Origin of the sequence: Achromobacter sp. Marseille-Q4954, from assembly GCF_943737025.1 — a bacterium.
Taxonomy (GTDB): Bacteria; Pseudomonadota; Gammaproteobacteria; order Burkholderiales; family Burkholderiaceae_B; genus Achromobacter; species Achromobacter bronchisepticus_A.
This window is the reverse complement of sequence record NZ_CALSFQ010000001.1, coordinates 1,372,920-1,387,916: the sequence shown is the minus strand read 5'-3', so window position 1 is coordinate 1,387,916 and position 14,997 is coordinate 1,372,920. Positions and strand designations below refer to the sequence as shown.

Below are 14,997 nucleotides of genomic sequence, written 5' to 3'. Positions count from 1 at the left end.
CGCTGCTGGCGGCCAGATTCCGGATATCAAGCCTTGAGGGCTTCGATGCGCAGCGTGTCGCCGTCCAGGCGGACCAGCGCGGGCTGGTTCTGCAGCGTGCGGTCGAGCTTGTCCTCGACCACGCGGTACACGCCGGCCACGGCCAGCAGTTCAGCGTCCAGGTGGGTCGTGAAAATGCGCGCCGAAGTGTCGCCGCGCGCGCCCGCCATCGCTTTGCCGCGCAAGGGACCGTAGACATGGACGTTGCCGTCGGCGATGACTTCCGCGCCTTGGCTCACCATGCCGATCACCACCAGGTCCGTATGGCGTGCGTAGACGCGCTGGCCGGAACGCAGCGGCTTGGTGATGACCAGCGCCGACGACGAGTGCGGCGCGGCCGGGGTGGGGCTGGGGGCCGAGGTGGTGTTGCTGGCCGCGCGGGCGGGCAGCGGCTCGTCCGCGGTCTTGCCGGCGGGCGCGTCGGGCTCGGCGGCTTCGGCGGCGACTTCTGTGGGCGCGGCTGCGGTTTCGACCGCGGCGGCCGGCACCGAGGGTACCGGAGTGGAGACATCGTTGGGCGGCGCGGTGTCGATCACCGGCGCGGGCCGGGCCGCGGGCGTGGACAGTTCCACCGGCGTCAGGCCCGCCGCGCGCGCGGCTTCCAGGTTGGCGCCTTCGGCGACCACGCCGATGGGAGGCAGGTTATGGCCGCGCAATGCCGCCACCAGGGCGGTCCAATCGATTTTTTCCTCGACGCGGCTGGCGTCGATGACCACGGGTTCGTTTTCGAAGAAACTGCCGGCATCGGCCATGCGCTTGGCCAGGGCGGCGTTCAGGCGTTCAGGGTCGGCGCTGTGCAGGACCACCCGGATGGCATAGAGGGTGGCGCTTTTGAAGTCCAGGGCTAGGGATTCAGTGTTCATCTTGATTGTGGCTGGCGGTTCCGGCGCCGGGAAACGGCGCGCTCGACCGGCTGCGGGGTTCGGGGGATGATAACCCGCCCCGGGGCGGCATGCGCAGGGGGCGAGCCCAAAGAAAAAGGCGCCTTTCAGCGCCTATTTCCTGCAATGCGGACGCGGCGCGTCAGCCTTGCGCCCAGGAGTCGCGCAGGGTCACGATGCGGTTGAGCACCGGCGCCTCGGGGCTGGATTCCTTCAGGTCGGCCGTGAAGTAGCCCAGGCGTTCGAACTGCCAGGTGGCGCCCGGCGTGGCGACGGTGCCCGGCTCCAGCCAGGCCGTGACGGTCAGCTTGGAATTCGGGTTCAGGCAGGCCAGGAAGTCCTTGTCGCCGCCGTCGGGACGCGCGTCGGCGAACAGGCGGTCGTACAGGTGGATCTGGGCGGGCACCGCATGGGCCGCGCTGACCCAGGTGATGTTGCCCTTGACCTTGACGCTGTCCGCGCCCGGCGTGCCGCTCTTGGTTTCCGGCAGGTATTCCGCCTGGACCTCGATGATCTCGCCGGCTTCGTTCTTGGTGAAGCCGGTGCAGCGCACCACGTAGCCGTATTTCAGGCGCACGGTATTGCCCGGGAACAGGCGGAAGTACTTCTTGGGCGCTTCTTCGCGGAAGTCGTCGCGTTCGATCCAGAGTTCGCGCGACAGCGGGAACTCGCGCACGCCGGCTTCGGGATCATGCGGGTTGCGCGGCGCGGTGCAGATCTCGGTCTGGCCTTCCGGGTAGTTGGTGATGACCAGCTTGAGCGGATCCAGCACGGCCACCGAGCGCGGGGCGACCGGGTCCAGGTCGTCGCGCACCGCTTGTTCCAGCAGGCTGTAGTCGATGCGCGAGTCGGACTTGGACACGGCGGTGCGGTCGCAGAACAGGCGGATCGAGGAGGGCGTGTAGCCGCGCCGGCGCAGGCCGAAGATGGTCGGCATGCGAGGATCGTCCCAGCCGTCCACGTGGCCTTCGCGCACCAGCTGCAGCAGCTTGCGCTTGCTGGTGACGACGTAGCTCACGTTCAGGCGCGCGAATTCGTACTGGTGCGGCAGCGGCTGCGCCAGCTTGCCGAGTTCGGCCAGGCGCGCCAGGATCCAGTCGTAGAACGGGCGCTGGTCTTCGAATTCCAGCGTGCAGACGCTGTGCGTGATGCCTTCCAGCGCGTCTTCGACCGGGTGCGCCCAGCTGTACATCGGGTAGATGCACCACTGGTCGCCGGTGCGGTGGTGATGGGCGTGGCGCACGCGGTACATGACCGGGTCGCGCAGGTTGATGTTGGGCGACGCCATGTTGATCTTCGCGCGCAGCACCAGGCTGCCGTCCGGGTGCTTGCCGTCGCGCATTTCGCGCAGCAGCGTCAGCGATTCGGCCGCCGGGCGGTTGCGCCAGGGCGAGTCGGTGCCGGGTTCGGTCAGCGTGCCGCGGTTGGCGCGGATTTCTTCGGGGCTCTGCTCGTCGACGTAGGCGTGGCCGGCCTCGACCAGCGCTTCGGCGAACTCGTACATGTAGCCGAAGTAGTCGCTGGCGAAGTACAGGTTGTCGTTGCCGTCGGCCTTCCAGTCAAAGCCCAGCCAGTGCACGGCCTCGATGATGGCGTCGACGTATTCCTGGTCTTCCTTTTCCGGATTGGTGTCGTCAAAGCGCAGGTGGCAGACGCCGCCGAAATCGCGGGCCAGCCCGAAGTTCACGCAGATGCTCTTGGCGTGGCCGAGGTGCAGGTAGCCGTTGGGCTCCGGCGGAAAGCGCGTGCGGATGCGGGCCGAATCCAGTCCGCCTTGTTGTTGCAAGGCCGCCGGGCCAGGCTTGCCCGCCCAACGCTTGCCTGCGAAGCGCTGGGCTTCGAGGTCGTCTTGAACGATGTTGAGCAGGAAATTTGATGCGGCAGGGGTCGGCGTCGTGGCGGAGGTCATTCTTGAAAGAATAGGAAAAAGCAGCGACAAAGAGTCAATTTTGCCACGTTCCGCAGGCGAGGCCTTTTTGCTGCCGGTGCAACCGGTTTCAAACTGTCCCCACAGTCATGTAACTGGCTCTACACTACGGGCCATCATGGACATATCCACGTTATCCCTGGCCCGCACGCAGTTCGTGGCCAGCCTGAGCTTTCTGGCGTTTTTCCTGGCCTTCTCCCTGGCGCTCGCCTGGGTGCTGCTGTTCTTCAAGATCAGGGCGCGCTGGTCCGGCCAGGGCGGCTGGACAGCCGCCTACCGCTTCTGGGTGCGGATTTTCGCCCTGGCCTTCGTGCTGACGCTGGCGGCCAGCGTGCCGGTGCTGATCCAGCTGGGCAGCCTGTGGGCCGGCCTCATGGACAAGATCGGCAACGTCGCCGGGCCCTTGCTGGGCTACGCCATACTTTCGGTCTTCATTCTCAAGTCCTGTTTCCTGGGCGTCATGCTGTTCGGCCAGCGCCGCGTGTCGGATGGCGCCCATACGCTGGCCGTGCTGATGGTGGCGGTGGGGCAGCTGGTGGCGGTGTTCTGGGTGCTGGCGCTGCAATCCTGGATGCAGACGCCGGATGGCGCGCTGCTGGTCGATGGACGCTACCAGGTCTATGACTGGATGGCCGTGGTGCTGAATCCCTCCGTGGGATGGCGCATGGCGGTGGTGATGGTGGGCGCGGCCCTGGCCGCCGCGTTCCTGATGATGGGCGTGACCGCGCTGCAGGCGCTGCGGCGTCCGCTGGGCGACGGCGAGCGCAACGCGTTCAAGACCGCGCTGGTGGTCGCCGTGGTGGGGGCGTTCATGCAGTTGCCGGTGGCGACCGGCGCCGGGCAGATGATCGCCAAGCTGCAGCCCGCCAAGGCTGCCGCCGCCGCGGGCTACTGGGAAAGCGGCGCAGAGCCGCAACTGGTGCTGTTCGGCTGGCCCGATGCGCGTGCCCATACCAATGTGGCCGACGTGACCCTGCGCAACATGGGCGGGATGTGGCTGCACCGTAACCAGGACGGCACCTACCGCGGCCTGGACAAGTATTCGGGCATGCTGCCGCCGGTGGCGCTGACCTTCTGGTCGCTGCGCGTGGCGGCAGGGCTGGGCTTGCTGATGCTGGCAGTGGCCTGCGTGACCTTCCTGTGGACGTTCCGGCGCGGGCTGGACCCGTCCACGCTGCCGCATTGGTGGCAGCGGGTGCTGTGCGGCATGATGTTCTCCGGCGCCATCGCCGTCGTGGCCGGGTGGTGGGTATCCATCCTGGGCTTGCAGCCGTTCGCGGTGAACGGCACCGTCACGCAGTCCGAGGTGCTGGGCATCGTGGCCTCCAGCACCGTGCTGTACGGATTGATCGGTTATGGCGTGCTGTACCTGCTGCTGCTTGCGGCGTTCGTCGGCATGCTGTTCCACGCGGCGCGCTATGGCGTCGTGCCCGTGCGCAAACTGGCTGGAGGCACGCCATGATCGCCATGCTGGCCGCTTCCCAAGGCCTCAATCCCGACGATCCCTCTTTCTGGATGCCGCTGGCCTTCATGGCCCTGCTGTTCGTGGTGATTGCCGCGGGCATGGTGCTGGACGGCTTCGACCTGGGCGTGGGCATCCTGCTGCAACTGGCGCCGGAACACGAGCGCGGCCGCATGATGAGCCTGCTGAGCCCGTGGCGCGACGCCAATGAATTCTGGCTGCTGCTGGGCATGGGCCTGTTCGCGGCGGCGTTCCCGTTCGCCTGGGGCGCGGTGCTGGGCAAGCTCTACGGACCGCTCACCTGCATGGTGCTGGGCGTGGTGCTGCGCAGCGTCTCGTTCGAGTTCCGCATCCGTGCGCGCAACGAAATGAAGCCGCGCTGGATTTTCGGCTTCTGGGCGGGGTCGCTGATCACCGCTTTCGGCCAGGGCATGCTGCTGGGCCGCATCGCCACCGGCTACCAGTCCGATGCCGGCTACGGCTGGTTCTCCATGTTCGTGGGCCTGTGCGCGGTGGCGGCCTATGTGCTGCTGGGCGCGTCCTGGCTGGTCATGCGGGTGGACGGCGATCTGCAGCGCCGCGCCGCCAACTGGGCGCGCCACGCCATCCGCTGGACGGCGGTGGGCATGGTGGCGATCGCGGTCACGCTGGGCCTGGCCAATGCGGGCATCTTCTACAAATGGAGCAACATTGCCCACCTGAGCCTGGCGGCAACGGTCTGGGTGCTGATGCTGGCGGGCTTCGTCGCCGCCGAAATGCTGCTGGCGAGGTTGCCGGGCAAGGCCGACCGTTTCAGCTGGCTGCCGTTCGTGCTGTGCGTGGCCCTGTTCCTGCTGATGCTCAGCGGCCTGGCCTACAGCCTGTTTCCCTACCTGATCCTGGACGACATGACGCTGTGGGACGGCGCGGGCGCGCTGGGCTCGATGCGCCTGGTGCTGGCCGGGGCGGTCGTGGGCATTCCGGTGGTGCTGGTGTTCAACATCCTGGCGTACCGCTCGGTGTTCGGCAAGGAACGCGCGCCGGTGCCGCTGCTGCCGCCGCCGGGCTGATCCGGCCGGGAAGTCCGGCCGGGGCTGCCGTCACAAGACCGGCCTGGCGACGCGCTGCAGGATCTCTTCGCCGTAGGCTTCCAGCTTGCGGGCGCCCACTCCGCTGATGTGGCTCAGCTCGTCCATGGATTCGGGCTGGGCCAGCGCGATCTCACGCAGCGTGGCGTCGTGGAAGATGACATAGGCCGGCACGCCATGGCTCTTGGCCACTTCGCCGCGCCAGGCGCGCAGAGCCTCGAATACGGGCTGCAGTTCGGCCGGCAGGTCAATCGCCGCCGCCTTGGGGCGGCCGCTGCCGCTCTTGCCCGAGCGCGGTTTCTTTTCGGATTCGCGGCGCAGCATCAATTGGCGCTCGCCCTTGAGCACGGCGCGGCTGCCTTCGGTCAGGGCCAGGGTGCCGTAGCCTTCGTGGTCCACCGTCAGCAGGCCTTGCGCCAGCAACTGGCGCAGCACGCCGCGCCAGGCGGTATCGCTCAGGTCCGCGCCCACGCCGAATACGCTCAGCGTTTCGTGGCCGTGCTGCTTGGTGCGGTCCGTGACCTTGCCGCGCAGGATGTCGATGATGTGGCCGGCGCCATAGCGCTGGCCGCGCTCCTTCCACAGGCGGTAGACGGCGGACAGCACCTTCTGCGCCGCAACCGTGCCGTCCCAGGCCTGGGGCGGTTCCAGGCAGACGTCGCAATTGCCGCAGGCGGTGATCTGCTGGCCGAAGTAGGCCAGCAGACGCACGCGCCGGCATTCCACGGTTTCACAGAGCCCCAGCATGGCGTCCAGCTGCTGGCCCAGGCGGCGGCGGTAGGACTCTTCGCCCGGCGATTCGTCGATCATGCGGCGCTGCTGCACCACGTCCTGCAGGCCGTAGGCCAGCCATGCCGTGGCCGGCAGTCCATCGCGGCCGGCGCGGCCGGTTTCCTGGTAATAGCCTTCCACCGACTTGGGCAGGTCGATGTGCGCCACGAAGCGCACGTCGGGCTTGTCGATGCCCATGCCGAAGGCGATGGTGGCCACCATGACCACGGCGTCCTCGCGCAGGAAGCGCGCCTGGTTGGCGGCGCGCACCTGCGCGCTGAGGCCGGCGTGATAGGGCATGGCGTCGATGCCCTGGTTGCACAGGAACTCCGCGGTCTCTTCCACGCGGGCCCGCGACAGGCAATAGACCACGCCGGATTCGCCTTCATGATCGGTCTGGATCATTTCCAGCAATTGCTTGCGCACCTCGTTTTTTTCGATGATGCGGTAGCGGATGTTGGGGCGGTCGAAACTGGAAACGAAGTGGCGCGCATCGTCCAGCGACAGGCGCTGGGCGATTTCGCTGCGGGTGTCGGCGGTGGCGGTCGCGGTGAGCGCGATGCGCGGCACGTCCGGCCAGCGCTCGTGCAGCATCGACAGGCCCAGGTATTCCGGGCGGAAGTCGTGGCCCCACTGGGACACGCAGTGGGCCTCGTCGATGGCGAACAGCGCGATGCGGCCGCGTTCCAGCAATTGCAGGCAGCGGTCGGTCAGCAGGCGTTCGGGCGCCACGTACAGCAGATCCAGCTCGCCGGCCAGGAAGGCCTGCTCGACGTCGCGGGCCACCCGCCACTCCTGGGTGGAGTTGAGGAAGGCTGCGCGCACGCCCAGTTCGGTCAGGGCGTCGACCTGGTCCTGCATCAGCGCGATCAGGGGCGACACGACGATGCCGGTGCCTTCGCGGACCAGGGACGGAATCTGGTAACAGAGCGATTTGCCGCCGCCCGTGGGCATGAGGACCAGTGCGTCGCCGCCGTCGATCACCTGTTCGACAATGGCTTGCTGGTCGCCGCGGAAGGATTCGTAACCGAAAACGCGCTGCAACACGCCGAGGGCGCGCGCGTCAGACATGGGGGTAGGCCGGGAGCATCATGGCAGGGATTTTAAGCCGCAATTCCGCCGGACCTTTTCCGGCAGGGAGATTTCTGTCCTTGCCGCGGTCTGCCTACCAGCTCAGCCAGGTGCCGCGCATGAAGGTATCCACGGGCATGCTGAGGTTGGCGCGCCATTCGTAGTTGCCGGAAATGATGTCGCGGTCCGCGCCCACCGCCAGCTTGACCTTGGGTGAGACGAACATGCTGTGCGACAGGCCCACGCGCTGCTCGGCCAGCTCGGAACCTTCCCGCAGCCCCGAGTAGGTGCCGCTGAGTACGCCCCAGCCGGTGATGGGAACGCCCGCGGACAGCGTGTTGCGGGTGTGCGCCGCCGAAGCTCCGCCGCCTGAGTAGCTGGACAGGTCGCCGTAGCCCGCGCCGACCTGCTCGTTGGAATAGCCCAGGTTGACGGCATCGGCCACGGCCACGTTGTAGTCGAAGCGGTAGCGCCAGGCGCTGGCCGCGTCGAACGAGCTTTGCGTGGCTCCGGCGCGGAAGGTTCCGTAGTCGCCCGCGGCGTAGGTGGTGCCCATGCCGCGCGTCGTGAGCGACGGCGCGCTTTGCATCTGGCCCTCCAGGGTCAGCGTCGGCGTGAGGCCGTAACGCACGCTGCCGCTGCCCACCGGGTCGCCGTAATCCACGGCTCCGGAACTGGCGGCGGGATCCATGTGGTTCAGGCGGCCCAGCGACGAGGAATAGCCGAAGCTGCCTTCCGGGACCGTGGCGCCGGATCCGGCCCAGTTCGAGATCTGCAGTCCGCCCACCGGCGCGCCGCTGCCCCAGGCCGGCGCCCTGGCGTCGATGTTGCCGACGGCGACGGAGGGGCCCGAGGTATTGCGGTAGACCCAGTTGCGGTTGCCGCCGTAGCGCAGGCCCTCCTGGCTGCTGGCGGAGGCGAACCAGGGCCGGGAGGCGCGCGACACGCCGGAGATCATGACCACGGGTATGCGAGGCAGGTCCCCGTCCTGGAGGGTGAGCGAGTAGTCCGGCGCGGGCTCCTCGGGCGTCGCGAGCACCGTGCAATCCTGTGGAACCGGGGCGGGCTGGGCGTCGCCGGACAGCCCCAGTCCGGTGCCGGGGATCAGGTCAGCGTCGCCCGTGCCGTGCACGCTGGTGTCCAGCGCCGGTTCCATGGTCTGCATGTCGCAAGGGGACGGATCCAGCGGGACGGCGCGCGATGCCATCGACGCCGCGGGGCGCACGGGCATGGGCTGAACCGGGGACAGTATGCCGATGCCGCGCGCCGAGGGCGGGGCGGGCATATAAGGGGACGCCGCAAGCGGATCGGCCGCGGCCGGGGCGATCGGGCAGGCGACTACCGCGGCCAGCGCGGCGCGCAACAGGGTTTTTCGCCAGAGGAGTGCAGGGGCGACCATAGGCACAGTGTAGAAAGGGAGCGCCGCCTTGCCTGTAAACGTTTTTTAGCAAAGCGGACAGAAGGCGGGCCGGGTTCCATTTTAGGGCCAGTTCGCATCGGGCGCTGCGCCGTGGCGGGAAAGCGCTGGTAAACGCGTTCAACATCGTGCAACAGGTATATTTCAGTTGATTTCCCGCCTCTTGCGGCTTGTGGCGGCGGGCCGCACTATGGCATCCATGGACAATCCCCACACCAAGCTGCTGGTCGTCGACGACGATCCGGCCTTACGGCAATTGCTGGCCGACTACCTGAACCGGCACGGCTACGACACCCTGCTGGCGCCGGACGCTACCGACCTGTCGTCCCGCATCACCCGCTACGCGCCCGACCTGCTGGTGCTGGACCGCATGCTGCCCGGCGGCGACGGCGCGGACGCCTGCCGCCGCCTGCGCGAGCAAGGCGAGGACATTCCCGTCATCCTGCTGACCGCGCGCGACGAGGCGGTGGACCGCATCATCGGATTGGAGGCCGGCGCCGACGATTACGTCGGCAAGCCTTTCGATCCGCGCGAACTGCTGGCCCGCATCGAGGCCGTGCTGCGCCGTAAGCGCGGCCCGTCCGCGCTGACCAAGGACGCGCCGGTCTCGTTCGGGCCCTTCGTGTTCGATCCCTCCACCCGCCAACTGTCGCGCGAGGGCACGGTGGTCAAGCTGACCGGCGGCGAAATCAATCTGCTGGAGGCGCTGGTGCGCAACGCGGGCAAGCCGCTGTCGCGCGAACGCCTGCTGGCGCTGGCGCGCGATGACGATGCCGGCGAGCGCAATGACCGCGCCATCGACATCGCCATCCTGCGGCTACGCCGGGTCATCGAAGACGACCCCAAGCAACCGCGCTGGATCCAGACCGTCTGGGGCATCGGTTACCGGTTCTCGCCCTGATGCGCTTTGCTCCTGGCTTCCTGGTGCCGCGCTCGCTGCGGGCAAGGCTGATCCTGCTGATCCTGGGCTCGGTCCTGCTGACGCAGGCGGCCACCTTGGTGACGGTCTCGTACTTCCGGCACAAGTTCATGGAAGACGTAGCCATCGGCTATATCGTCACCACCATCCGCACCTTGCGCGCCGCGGTGTCGCAGGTGCCGGCGGAGGAACGCGCCGACTTCGTGCGCACGGCCTCGCAGAACCAGTGGAGGCTGTGGTCGCGGGTGCTGCCCGCCGAGGCCAAGCTGCAGCGATTCAATGGCCGCCGGCCACCGCCGAAGGCGGCTCCGAAGCCGCCGCCTCCGCCTCCTCCGCCGCCGGCGGACATGCAGATGCACGGCCCGCCGGCGCCGCCGCCCCCGGAAGTGCGCGACGAGGAGCACGGCGATGAACGCGCCAGCGCCAGGGAAGGCGAGCGCGCGCGCGAACGCGACCGCGAAGAACACAGCCGCCGCTACCAGCCCGAACCGGACGACATCCGCCGCGATCTGCGCGTGCTGGTGCAGCAGCTCAATGAACGCCTGAACGACGGCACGCGCGTGGCGCTGTCGCGCGGACCGACGCCGGAAATCTTCATCTCGCTGGCGCCCAACCCCGCCAGCGAGGACGCGCCGCGCCTGCGCGAATGGCTGGTCATCCCGCTGGACCGCCTGGATCCGCCGGTCGCGACGCCGTTCATCGCCGCCTGGCTGGGCGGCCTGGGGCTGCTGCTGTTGCTGGCGGTGGGTTTTTCCTGGCACATCACGCGTCCCATCACCCGGCTGGCCGACGCGGCCGACCGGCTGGCGGCGGGGCAGCCGCAACGGGTCGAGCCGTCGGGCCCGCACGAAACGCGGGTGCTGGGAGAGCGTTTCAACGCCATGCTGGACGCGCTGTCCGAATCCGATTCGGTGCGCCGCACGCTGCTGTCGGGCCTGCCGCACGACCTGAAGGGACCCCTGTCGCGGATGTGGCTGCGCATCGAACTGGCCGACGACTCCAAGCTGAAGGAGGGCCTGCGCGCGGACCTGCAGGACATGCAGCACATGGTCGACCAGTTCATCGGCTTCGTGCGCGGCACCGATCCGGCCGCCTACCGCTACGCCTCGATGCTGCTGTCCGACTGGCTGACCGAGCGCGTGGGCGCCTGGCAGGGCGCCGGCACCGACATCAGCCTGCGGGCCGGCGACGACGTTGCAACCCTGGTGGTGCAGGCGGACGCCGTGGCGCTGGGCCGCCTGCTGGACAACTTGATCGGCAATGCGCTGAACCATGGCGCGCCGCCGGTCCAGGTCAGCCTGCGGCACGAGGGCCGCCACGCGGTGCTGGACGTGGCCGACCACGGTTCCGGCATCGTGCCGGAACGGCGCCAGGAGGCCCTGCGCCCGTTCAGCCGCCTGGACGACGCGCGCACGCGCACCGGCAGCGTGGGCCTGGGCCTGGCGCTGGCCGAGGCCATCGCGCGGGCCCATGGCGGCTCGCTGGAGCTGCTCGAGGCGGATTCCGGCGGGTTGTGCGTGCGGGTCAAGCTGCCGCTGTCCGAGACGTCCTAGGGGCGCCCGCAAGGGCGCTCGCTTCTCCCCGGGGCGGGTCGCGCTACGGTACGATGCATCCTGCTCAGCATTTTGTCGTTCCCGCACCATGGCCATCCAGTCCGATTCGCTTTCCTCCCGTCCCGACGCCCCCCGTATCGTGGCGCCGCAGCCGGTCTCGCCCAACGAGGAGTCGATCGAACGCGCCCTGCGGCCCAAGGCGCTGGACGAGTATGTCGGCCAGCAACGCGCCCGCGAGCAGCTGGAGATCTTCATCGCCGCGGCCAGGAAGCGCGGGGAGGCCCTGGACCACGTGTTGCTGTTCGGCCCCCCGGGCCTGGGCAAGACCACGCTGGCCCACATCATTGCGCATGAAATGGGCGTGCAGTTGCGCCAGACCTCCGGTCCGGTGCTGGAGCGCCCGGGCGACCTGGCGGCGCTTCTGACCAACCTGGAAAAGAACGACGTCCTGTTCATCGACGAAATCCACCGCCTGTCGCCCGTGGTCGAGGAAATCCTCTATCCGGCGCTGGAGGATTTCCAGATCGACATCCTGATCGGCGAAGGCCCCGCCGCGCGCAGCGTGAAGCTGGACCTGCAGCCCTTCACCCTGGTCGGCGCCACCACCCGCGCCGGCATGCTGACCAACCCCCTGCGGGATCGCTTCGGCATCGTGTCGCGGCTGGAGTTCTACAACGCCGCCGATCTCGGCCACATCGTCACGCGCAGCGCCGGCCTCCTGAACGCCGGCATCACGCCGGACGGCGCGGCCGAAGTCGCACGCCGCGCCCGCGGCACGCCCCGCATCGCCAACCGGCTGCTGCGCCGGGTGCGCGACTACGCCGAGGTCAAGGCCGGCGGCACCATCGATGCGGACGTTGCGGGCCGCGCGCTGGCCATGCTGGAAGTGGACCCGCAGGGCCTGGACCTGATGGACCGCAAGCTGCTCGAAGCCATCATCCACAAGTTCGATGGCGGTCCCGTCGGCGTCGACAGCCTGGCCGCCGCCATCGGCGAAGAGCGCGACACCATCGAGGACGTGATCGAGCCCTATCTCATCCAGCATGGCTATCTGCAGCGCACGCCGCGCGGCCGCACCGCCACGCTGACCACCTGGCGCCACCTGGGGCTGACTCCGCCGGCCGGCGCCACGGCGGGTTCGGGCGATCTCTTCGGGAAGTAGGCTGCCGGCAAATCGGACCGAACCCGGGTGCCGGACGGCGCCCGAAGTCGGCCGCGGGTTTATCATCCGGAGGTTTTGATTATTCTCCGCGATCAAAGGACCCAAGCCCATGCAGCCCGAATTGCCCACCTATGACGACGTCGTGCGCGCCAGCGAGCGCCTGGCCGGCAACGCGCACCGCACGCCCGTACTGACCTCGACCACCGCCGATGCGATCAGCGGCGCGTCGGTCTTCTTCAAGTGCGAGAACTTCCAGCGCATGGGCGCTTTCAAGTTCCGCGGCGGCTACAACGCCATCGCCCGCCTGACCCCGGAACAGCGCGCCGCCGGCGTGGTCACGTTTTCGTCGGGCAACCACGCGCAGGCCATCGCCCTGGCCTCCAAGCTGCAAGGCGTGCAGGCCACCATCATCATGCCGCTGGACGCCCCCGCGGCCAAGCGCGCGGCGACGGAAGGCTATGGCGGCAAGATCGTCACCTACGACCGCTACACCGAGGACCGCGAGGCGATCGCCCGCCGCATCCAGGCCGAAACCGGCGCCACCCTGATCCCGCCCTACGACCATGAAGACGTGATCGCCGGCCAGGGCACCGCCGCCAAGGAACTGTTCGAGGAAGTGGGCGAACTGGACTACCTGTTCGTCTGCCTGGGCGGCGGCGGCCTGCTGTCGGGGTCGGCCCTGTCCGCCTACGCGCTGAGCCCGCGCTGCCTGGTCTACGGCGTCGAGCCCGAGGCTGGCAACGACGGCCAGCAGTCCTTGCGCAAAGGTGAAATCGTCCGAATCCCGGCGCCCAAGACCCTGGCCGACGGCGCCGCCACGACCCACCTGGGCAACCTGACCTTCCCGCTCATCCAGAAGCATGTGCGCGACATCGTCACCGTCACGGACGAACAGCTGGTCACCACCATGCGGTTCTTCGCCGAACGCATGAAGATGGTGGTGGAACCCACAGGCTGCCTGGGCGCGGCCGCGGTCATGCAGAACGTGGTGCCGGTACGCGGCGCGCGGGTCGGCGTCATCATCAGCGGCGGCAACGTCGACCTTCCGGCCTACGCCAAGCTGCTGGCGGGTTGATTCCCCCTCGGGCGGTCCCCGCGCGGGGCCGCCGATGCGCGCTTGCGGTTGTAGCGTGTGCAAGGCAGAATCGGAACTGAATCCTGACGAACAGGGGCTGCGGCATGCGTATCCTTGTCATCGGCGGCACCGGTTTCATCGGCCGTCATCTGGTAGCGCGGCTTTCCGCGGATCAGCATCAGATCGTCGTGCCCACCCGGCTTTACAGCCGCGGGCGCGACCTGCAGATTCTTCCCACCGTCACCCTGCTCGAATGCGACGTGCACGACGACGCCACGCTGGACGGCCTGGCGCAGGGTTGCGACGCGGTCATCAACCTGGTGGGCATCCTGCACGGCAACGCCGGCCGTCCCTATGGCTCGGCGTTCGCGCGGGCCCACGTGCTGCTGCCGCAGCGCATCGCGCAAGCGTGTCGCCGCCAGGGCGTGCGCAGGCTGATACACATCAGCGCGCTGGGCGCCGATTCCAACGGCGACAGCATGTACCAGCGTTCCAAGGGCGACGGCGAAGCCGCCATCAAGCAGGAATTCCAGGGCAATCGGGATGGGGGCTGGACCATCTTCCGCCCTTCGGTGGTCTTCGGCCCGGACGACAAATTCACCAATATGTTCGCCGGCCTGGCGCGCTGGCTGCCGGTGCTGCCGCTGGCGGGCGCGCACGTGCGCATGCAGCCGGTCTATGTGGGCGACGTGGTCGCCGCCATCGTTTCGGCGCTGGGCAATACGCACACCTGCGGCAAGACCTATGAACTGGGCGGGCCCCAGGTCTACACGCTGGGCGAGATCGCTCGCCTGTGCGCCGCCTGGAGCGGCCATCCGCGGCCCGTGGTCAGCATGCCCATGGGCGTGGGCCGCATGCAGGCCCGGCTGTTCGAATGCATGCCTGGCACGCCGCTGATGTCGCGCGACAACCTGGACTCCTTGCGCCGCGACAATATCTGCAGCGGACCGATCGCGCCCGAACTGCACGTGGTGCCGACGGGGCTGGAAGCGGTGGCTCCGCGCTACCTGTAAGCCGGTTTCAGCGCACCAGCGCCTTCAACGCCTGCTTGATCCCGTCGGACACGCCCACGCCCTCGGGCAGCGTCTTCAGCGCCGACAGCGATTCCTTTTCCGAGTAGCCCAGCGCCAGCAGCGCATTCAGGATGTCCGACTGGTTGTCCGGCGCCGCGTGCGGCGAGGCGCCGATGTCCGCGCCCAGCTTGCCGCGCATTTCCAGCAGCAGGCGTTCGGCGGTCTTCTTGCCAATGCCGGGCACGCGCGTCAGGCGGCCCGATTCCTGCAGCGTAATGGCCTGCGCCAGGTCCGCCACCGACAGCCCCGACAGTACAGACAGCGCGGTGCGCGCGCCGATGCCGCTGACCTTGATCAGTTCGCGGAAAGCGCTGCGTTCGCCGGCCGAGGCGAAGCCGTACAGGATGTGGGCGTCTTCGCGCACCGTCAGGTGCGTGTAGAGCGTGACGCGCGCGCCCGTGTCGGGCAGCGAGTACAGCGTGCTCATGGGCACGTCGATGTCATAGCCCAGACCGCCCACGTCCACGCAGATGGTGGGCGGGAGTTTCTCGATCAGGGTTCCGGTGATGCGTCCGATCATGGTGATGGTGGCCTGGCAATGGTGAGGCCGCTGAATGCGCGGCGAATGCGGGGATTCTAT

12 protein-coding genes are annotated in these 14,997 nt (G+C 68.4%); 7 read left to right on the top strand and 5 right to left on the bottom strand.

All coding sequences use genetic code 11. The features are described from left to right. Positions 1-26 precede the first annotated feature (26 nt). Both minC and NGK62_RS06495 read right to left on the bottom strand, forming a co-directional pair. Entirely contained in the window at positions 27-902 is an 876-nt protein-coding gene (gene minC / locus NGK62_RS06500) for a septum site-determining protein MinC (protein WP_118932365.1), read from the bottom strand. A 160-nt stretch (positions 903-1,062) separates the two neighbouring features. After that, positions 1,063-2,829, bottom strand: coding sequence for a glutamine--tRNA ligase/YqeY domain fusion protein (locus tag NGK62_RS06495; protein ID WP_059371614.1), 1,767 nt, complete (start codon positions 2,827-2,829; stop codon positions 1,063-1,065). 136 nt (positions 2,830-2,965) lie between these two features. On the opposite strand from NGK62_RS06495, the gene NGK62_RS06490 reads away from it, so the two are divergent. Together NGK62_RS06490 and NGK62_RS06485 are read left to right on the top strand one after the other, a co-directional pair. Then, the gene (locus NGK62_RS06490) at positions 2,966-4,309 is read left to right on the top strand and encodes a cytochrome ubiquinol oxidase subunit I (RefSeq protein ID WP_059371615.1); all 1,344 of its coding nucleotides are present in this window, start codon (positions 2,966-2,968) and stop codon (positions 4,307-4,309) included. Beyond that, on the top strand, positions 4,306-5,358 hold the full coding sequence (locus NGK62_RS06485) for a cytochrome d ubiquinol oxidase subunit II (protein WP_059371616.1): 1,053 nt from the start codon (positions 4,306-4,308) through the stop codon (positions 5,356-5,358). The genes NGK62_RS06490 and NGK62_RS06485 overlap by 4 nt, the downstream gene beginning before the upstream one ends. A gap of 30 nt (positions 5,359-5,388) precedes the next feature. On the opposite strand, the gene recQ is transcribed toward NGK62_RS06485, so the two are convergent. Beyond that, the gene (gene recQ / locus NGK62_RS06480) at positions 5,389-7,218 is read right to left on the bottom strand and encodes a DNA helicase RecQ (RefSeq protein ID WP_118932363.1); all 1,830 of its coding nucleotides are present in this window, start codon (positions 7,216-7,218) and stop codon (positions 5,389-5,391) included. Positions 7,219-7,312: 94 nt separating this feature from the next. Next, a complete protein-coding gene (locus tag NGK62_RS06475; RefSeq protein ID WP_059371618.1) occupies positions 7,313-8,617 on the bottom strand; it encodes a fimbria/pilus outer membrane usher protein in 1,305 nt (434 codons plus the stop codon). A 217-nt stretch (positions 8,618-8,834) separates the two neighbouring features. On the opposite strand from NGK62_RS06475, the gene NGK62_RS06470 reads away from it, so the two are divergent. From NGK62_RS06470 to NGK62_RS06450, 5 genes are all read left to right on the top strand, one after another. After that, positions 8,835-9,536, top strand: coding sequence for a response regulator (locus NGK62_RS06470; RefSeq protein ID WP_054457345.1), 702 nt, complete (start codon positions 8,835-8,837; stop codon positions 9,534-9,536). Continuing rightward, positions 9,536-11,107, top strand: coding sequence for a sensor histidine kinase (locus tag NGK62_RS06465; RefSeq protein WP_118932361.1), 1,572 nt, complete (start codon positions 9,536-9,538; stop codon positions 11,105-11,107). The genes NGK62_RS06470 and NGK62_RS06465 overlap by 1 nt, the downstream gene beginning before the upstream one ends. Positions 11,108-11,195: 88 nt before the next feature. Beyond that, complete coding sequence (ruvB, locus tag NGK62_RS06460; protein WP_054457342.1) at positions 11,196-12,269, top strand: Holliday junction branch migration DNA helicase RuvB; 1,074 nt, start codon at positions 11,196-11,198, stop codon at positions 12,267-12,269. A 109-nt stretch (positions 12,270-12,378) separates the two neighbouring features. Then, the gene (locus tag NGK62_RS06455; protein ID WP_059371621.1) at positions 12,379-13,344 is read left to right on the top strand and encodes a threo-3-hydroxy-L-aspartate ammonia-lyase; all 966 of its coding nucleotides are present in this window, start codon (positions 12,379-12,381) and stop codon (positions 13,342-13,344) included. A 104-nt stretch (positions 13,345-13,448) separates the two neighbouring features. Continuing rightward, positions 13,449-14,357 carry a complex I NDUFA9 subunit family protein gene (locus NGK62_RS06450; RefSeq protein ID WP_251877763.1) on the top strand — a complete coding sequence of 303 codons (909 nt, stop codon included), beginning with the start codon at positions 13,449-13,451 and terminating at the stop codon, positions 14,355-14,357. A 7-nt stretch (positions 14,358-14,364) separates the two neighbouring features. Here NGK62_RS06450 and ruvA read toward each other — a convergent pair whose 3' ends face one another. Beyond that, entirely contained in the window at positions 14,365-14,937 is a 573-nt protein-coding gene (gene ruvA / locus NGK62_RS06445; RefSeq protein ID WP_013391723.1) for a Holliday junction branch migration protein RuvA, read from the bottom strand. Positions 14,938-14,997 lie beyond the last annotated feature (60 nt).

Coding starts and splice junctions, on each gene's coding strand:
- minC (WP_118932365.1), bottom strand. CDS start 902: ATGAACACTGAATCCCTAGCCCTGGACTTCAAAAGCGCCACCCTCTAT.
- NGK62_RS06495 (WP_059371614.1), bottom strand. CDS start 2,829: ATGACCTCCGCCACGACGCCGACCCCTGCCGCATCAAATTTCCTGCTC.
- NGK62_RS06490 (WP_059371615.1), top strand. CDS start 2,966: ATGGACATATCCACGTTATCCCTGGCCCGCACGCAGTTCGTGGCCAGC.
- NGK62_RS06485 (WP_059371616.1), top strand. CDS start 4,306: ATGATCGCCATGCTGGCCGCTTCCCAAGGCCTCAATCCCGACGATCCC.
- recQ (WP_118932363.1), bottom strand. CDS start 7,218: ATGTCTGACGCGCGCGCCCTCGGCGTGTTGCAGCGCGTTTTCGGTTAC.
- NGK62_RS06475 (WP_059371618.1), bottom strand. CDS start 8,617: ATGGTCGCCCCTGCACTCCTCTGGCGAAAAACCCTGTTGCGCGCCGCG.
- NGK62_RS06470 (WP_054457345.1), top strand. CDS start 8,835: ATGGACAATCCCCACACCAAGCTGCTGGTCGTCGACGACGATCCGGCC.
- NGK62_RS06465 (WP_118932361.1), top strand. CDS start 9,536: ATGCGCTTTGCTCCTGGCTTCCTGGTGCCGCGCTCGCTGCGGGCAAGG.
- ruvB (WP_054457342.1), top strand. CDS start 11,196: ATGGCCATCCAGTCCGATTCGCTTTCCTCCCGTCCCGACGCCCCCCGT.
- NGK62_RS06455 (WP_059371621.1), top strand. CDS start 12,379: ATGCAGCCCGAATTGCCCACCTATGACGACGTCGTGCGCGCCAGCGAG.
- NGK62_RS06450 (WP_251877763.1), top strand. CDS start 13,449: ATGCGTATCCTTGTCATCGGCGGCACCGGTTTCATCGGCCGTCATCTG.
- ruvA (WP_013391723.1), bottom strand. CDS start 14,937: ATGATCGGACGCATCACCGGAACCCTGATCGAGAAACTCCCGCCCACC.